This is a genomic window from Henriciella sp., from assembly GCF_049649345.1.
In the GTDB taxonomy this organism is placed as follows: domain Bacteria; phylum Pseudomonadota; class Alphaproteobacteria; order Caulobacterales; family Hyphomonadaceae; genus Henriciella.
The window spans coordinates 1-4,753 of sequence record NZ_JBARZC010000515.1 but is presented as its reverse complement, the minus strand read 5'-3'; the positions used below and the strand labels follow the sequence as shown (position 1 = coordinate 4,753).

The following is a 4,753-nucleotide window of genomic DNA, read 5'->3' as shown; positions in this document are numbered from 1 at the left end:
ACATAGTTCTGGTGAAGCCGCCACGGCGCCTCACTGCCCTGTTTCGGAAACTGGTCCATGACCCGGGTGACATAGCCAGAGGAAAAGTCGAGCCAGGGCTCATCGCCGACCTCGCCTTCCGCCACCGGGCGGGCCTCAACCAGGTCATTCTTGTCCATATAGCGCAGCAGCCGCGTCACATAGTCGGCCGTCAGATCGGCCTTGAGCGTCCAGGACGCATTCGTATAGCCGAAAGTCGACGCCAGATTCGGTATGTTTTCGAACATGATACCGCGATAGCCATGGATCTCACCGGGCACGATCGCCTTGCCGTCGACCTCAACGTCCATGCCGCCAAGGAAGACAAGCTGCAACCCGGTCGCCGAGACAATGATGTCGGCGTCCAGCGTCTCGCCTGATTTGAGGCGGATACCCGTCTCCGTGAAGCTGTCGATGTGATCGGTGACGACCGAGGAAGCCCCGTCCTTCAGGGACTTGAACAGATCGCTGTCTGGCACGAGGCACAGACGCTGGTCCCAGGGATTATAACTGGGTGTGAAATGGGTCTCGATGTCGTAGTCGGGCCCGAGTTCCTCGCGCGCCATGTCGAGAAGCCGTGTCTTGACCTTTTCCGGCTGTTTTCTTGCCCGGTCGAAGAAGAACATCTGCAACAGCACATTGCGCCAACGCACCAGGCCATAGGCCATCTTCGACGGCAGGACCTTGCGTAGCTTGTTGGCCATCGCATCTTCGACCGGGCGGGACACAACATAGGTCGGCGAGCGCTGCAGCATAGTCACATGCGCGGCCTTCTTCGCCATCTCCGGCACCAGCGTCACAGCCGTTGCGCCAGAACCGATCACGACAACCTTCTTGTCCTTGTAGTCGAGGTCTTCAGGCCATTTCTGCGGATGGATGACGTCACCCTTGAAGCTATCCTCGCCCGGAAAATCCGGTTTGTATCCACCTTCATAGGAGTAATAGCCCGAGCACATATACAAGAAGCGGCAGGACAGCGTGTGCATCTCACCGGTCTTTGCGTCCTCAGCCTCGACGGTCCAGGCCGCAGCCTCGCTGTTCCAGCTTGCCTTGCGCACCAGATGATTGAACCTGATCTTCCTGTCGATCCCGTTGTCCTCGGCCGTTTCGCGCACATAATTCAGAATGGAGGTACCGTCCGCGATGGCCTTTCGCTCTTCCCAGGGTTTGAAATTGTAGCCGAGCGTATGCATGTCGCTGTCCGAGCGTATGCCGGGATAGCGGAAGATATCCCAGGTGCCCCCGATCGCATCGCGGCCCTCCAGAATGGCGAACGACTTTCCGGGACACTTTTCCTGCAGGTGATAGGCCGCGCCGATACCGGACAGGCCCGCACCTACGATCAGTACATCAAAATCTGGATCCTGCATCTGCGGCTACCTCCTATATGCCCAAGGCTTTCAGCCTAACGCCACTAGGTACAGGACAAAGCTGCTCTTCGCCAGACGCCGGGCTCGGCAACGTCGGGTCAACCCTGGCTGCACCAGCCCTCTTGGCGCGAAAAGGCCATGGTGTCGCGGGGCAGATTGAACCAAATCCCGTCTATCGGGTTTGTCTGGCATGGCATTACCACATCCGGGACAAGGCCTATGAGCGCCTCTAAAGACGATCCACTTGAAAACGTCCTTGAGCGCGCGATCGAAGAGACGGACGGAGACGAGGTTACATTCGGCGCCTTGCTGGACCTGTTCGGACATCGCTCCTTCGGACCGATTGTCGTTATGTTGGGACTGCTAACCCTTATCCCGCCGCTCGGCGGTATTCCTGGACTACCCGCTATTGTCGGCCTGGTCATCGTTCTGTTCAGCATACAGATTGTTTTCGGCGCCGAGCACATCTGGGTGCCCGGCTTTATTGAGAACCGCTCGATTTCAAAGGACAAGCTGAAGAAGGCGGATGAAAACGCCGGCAAGTGGCTGAGCCGCATCGACAAGCTGATATCCGAGCGGCTCCGTTTCCTGACCGGCAAGTGGGCGACCTATTTTGCCGCCATAGTTGTAACCCTGCTTGGCCTGCTGATGATCCCGCTGGAAATGGTCCCCTTCGTTGTGGGCGTTCCTGGCGCCGCAGTCGTGCTGTTCGGCCTTGCCTTCGTCGCCCGGGACGGGGTGTTGATGTTGCTCGGATTCCTGCTCGCATCCTTCGCTATCGGCATGACCGTCATGCTCGTGCCATGGGGCGAGTTTGCCAAAATGTTCGGCGCATGAACGCCGTTGGCTGCCGCAGCCCCCTTCTCTCTTAGGGTTAACACGGCCCTCTGCTTTATTAACCATACCGAGCAGTGGAAAGCGGGAACACTTCGCCGGTCTGTCGGTTGAGTACACAGAGATCAACTATGACCAAACGAACAAACAACCGCAGACAGACACCGATCAACATCGAGTCACGGCAGAAGCGCCGCGCCGTCCAATCAGCCATGTCGGCAGGATTAAGGACAAGGTTCAAGCCGCTGGCGCAAGGATCCAAAATGGATGACTTCATGGCGCTGCTCGAAAGAGCCGACCGGAAAGCCTCCAAAGCCTGAACCCGGTTCAGGCGCCTCAAATCTTCGAACACTGTTCTTGACCGCTCGCGGATTGCCGCTGGCGGTCAATTCCTGTCAGGTCTTAACTTTAATCAGCCAAATTTCGCAGAAGTTTCGATCAGCCGCTTCAGCCGGACTTTATGCCTCTAACCTAAAACAGCCCGCTCAGAAGCCGTATTTTAGCGGCAGAATCGAAAGTTCAGGGGCTGATAATGAGTGCACACGCGCGAAAGCTCAAAACACTACTCGCCTGCTTTGCTTCCGTAAGCCTTCTCGCCAGCGCCCATGCAGCGCCGCAATTGCGCGGCGCAGAGACTGTGAGCGCGGCCCCCGGTGAAACAGGCCCTGTCCAGACCGACCTCAGTGTCGTGGTGAACCGCTCCACGCCGATTGCCGTCGCCCGCCCATTCAAGCGTATCGCCGTCTCACAGCCGGAAATTGCCGATGCCTCGCCGACGGCGGACAACCGCCTCTATGTGCGCGGCCGCTCGATCGGCTCGACCAATATCCTTGTCTATGATGAGGACGGCCAGCTCGTCGAAGTCATCGATGTGCGCGTCCAGCACGATCTCGGCGCGATCCGAAGCGATGTCGCCGCTCTGTTTCCGGATGTCCGCCTTGATCTTCGCACCGTCGCCAACAGGCTGCACATGCGCGGCGATGTGCCGGATGATGCGACAGCGGCAGAGATTTTCGAGATCGCGTCAAGCTATGCTCCCGAAGCAGTTATAGATGCACTCAAGGTTACAAGCCCGCAGCAGGTCATGCTTGAGGTTCGCTTCGTTGAAGCCTCCCGCGAGGACGTCAAAGAGATCGGGCTTGGCAGTGAAGTCAGCCGGTCCGGTGATTTCCTGTTCTCGACCGGCTCAAGATTGCTGTCAGGCGGAACGCCTAAATCCATCGCGTCGATCCTCGGCCAGGCCGGCAATGTCAATATCGACGTCTTCCTTCAGGCGCTTGAAGAAAAAGGGATTATCCGCACGCTCGCTGAGCCCAATCTTGTCGCCCGCTCAGGCGAAACGGCGAGTTTCCTGGCTGGCGGCGAATTCCCCGTGCCCGTCGCAGCCGATGAAAACGCGATCACCATCGAGTTTCGCGAATTTGGTGTGAGCCTCGACTTTACACCGACCATCCTGTCGGACTCCCTGATGAGCCTTGAGGTGAAGCCAGAGGTCAGCCAGCTCGACCCGCGCAACTCCGTGCGCCTGGCAGACGTGGAAATCCCGGCCCTCAGCGTGCGCCGCGCCCATACAATCGTCGAACTGTCCGACGGCGAGAGCTTCGCGATTGCTGGTCTCATCCAGAACACGGTCGACAGCACGAGCGTGCAGACCCCGTGGCTCGGCGACGTGCCGGTCCTCGGCGCGCTGTTCCGCTCCAACCGGTTCCGCATGAACGAAACCGAGCTGGTCATCATCATCACCCCGCGCCTGGTCCGCCCGGCCCCTGTCGGGACGCGGCTGATCGATCCGCTGACCGGCCGCGAAGAACCATCAGAGGCAGAGCGTCTTCTGCTCGGCAAGCTCGATGACCCTAACGCGCCGCCCGTCGGCAGCGCCGTCTCAAGCAATATCGACAGCCAGGTCGTGCGCCGTGATCTTGGCTATGTCCCGCAAGCAGGAGGCCGCTAGCATGTCCGGATCATCGAAATCGGCCTTACCTGCCAGATTGCACGTCTTCGCCCCTCAATGGGGCAGCAACATCGCCGAAAGCGCAGGCCAGCTCGGCGCTGTTTCTGCCACCATGCATGCCTCGCCAGCCGAGGCCTATGACGCGGCGCGCACCGACCAGAACTGTGCGCTCCTTGTAGAAAGCGATGGCAGCTATGACCTCGTCGAATTCCTGATCAATGCGGGCCGCGAAACTCCCCGTCTTTCCGGCATTGTGGTCGGGCAGAATGTGCCCGTCTTGGCGGTCAAGCAGGTCATCACGCTGCCGCGCTGGGATATGGTCGAAGCGCCTGTCGCCGCCGATCCCTTGCGCGAGACACTGAATAATGTCTGCCGCAAGGAAACCGCGGAAGGTGGCAATGCGTCGGGAAAATGCTGGACGGTGACATCCTCGGTCGGCGGCGCGGGTGCAACGCTCGTCGCTGTCGAGCTGGCCTACCAGTTCAGCCAGCGCGAGAAGAACAACCGCGTCTGCCTGGTCGATCTCAACTTCTTCGACGGCTCTTGCGCGTCCTATCTCAATTGCCCGTCTAATCTGAAC

5 protein-coding genes are annotated in these 4,753 nt (G+C 59.2%); 4 read left to right on the top strand and 1 reads right to left on the bottom strand.

The features are described from left to right. Positions 1–1,388 (bottom strand): flavin-containing monooxygenase (locus tag WA989_RS14230; RefSeq protein WP_424341147.1); only part of this gene is annotated, 1,388 nt, incomplete at its 3' end. 219 nt (positions 1,389–1,607) lie between these two features. Between WA989_RS14230 and WA989_RS14225 the strand changes: the two genes are divergently transcribed. The 4 genes from WA989_RS14225 to WA989_RS14210 all read left to right on the top strand — a co-directional run. Next, entirely contained in the window at positions 1,608–2,225 is a 618-nt protein-coding gene (locus WA989_RS14225; protein WP_424341146.1) for an exopolysaccharide biosynthesis protein, read from the top strand. A 128-nt stretch (positions 2,226–2,353) separates the two neighbouring features. Beyond that, a complete protein-coding gene (locus WA989_RS14220; protein ID WP_424341145.1) occupies positions 2,354–2,542 on the top strand; it encodes a hypothetical protein in 189 nt (62 codons plus the stop codon). Between the two features lie 212 nt (positions 2,543–2,754). Beyond that, positions 2,755–4,173 carry a type II and III secretion system protein family protein gene (locus tag WA989_RS14215; protein ID WP_424341144.1) on the top strand — a complete coding sequence of 473 codons (1,419 nt, stop codon included), beginning with the start codon at positions 2,755–2,757 and terminating at the stop codon, positions 4,171–4,173. A 1-nt stretch (position 4,174) separates the two neighbouring features. Continuing rightward, positions 4,175–4,753: hypothetical protein (locus WA989_RS14210; RefSeq protein WP_424341143.1), on the top strand; the 579-nt coding region annotated here is incomplete at its 3' end.

What these genes read in the sequence shown, in the direction of transcription:
- WA989_RS14225 (WP_424341146.1), top strand. Translation starts at nt 1,608, where the DNA reads ATGAGCGCCTCTAAAGACGATCCACTTGAAAACGTCCTTGAGCGCGCG.
- WA989_RS14220 (WP_424341145.1), top strand. Translation starts at nt 2,354, where the DNA reads ATGACCAAACGAACAAACAACCGCAGACAGACACCGATCAACATCGAG.
- WA989_RS14215 (WP_424341144.1), top strand. Translation starts at nt 2,755, where the DNA reads ATGAGTGCACACGCGCGAAAGCTCAAAACACTACTCGCCTGCTTTGCT.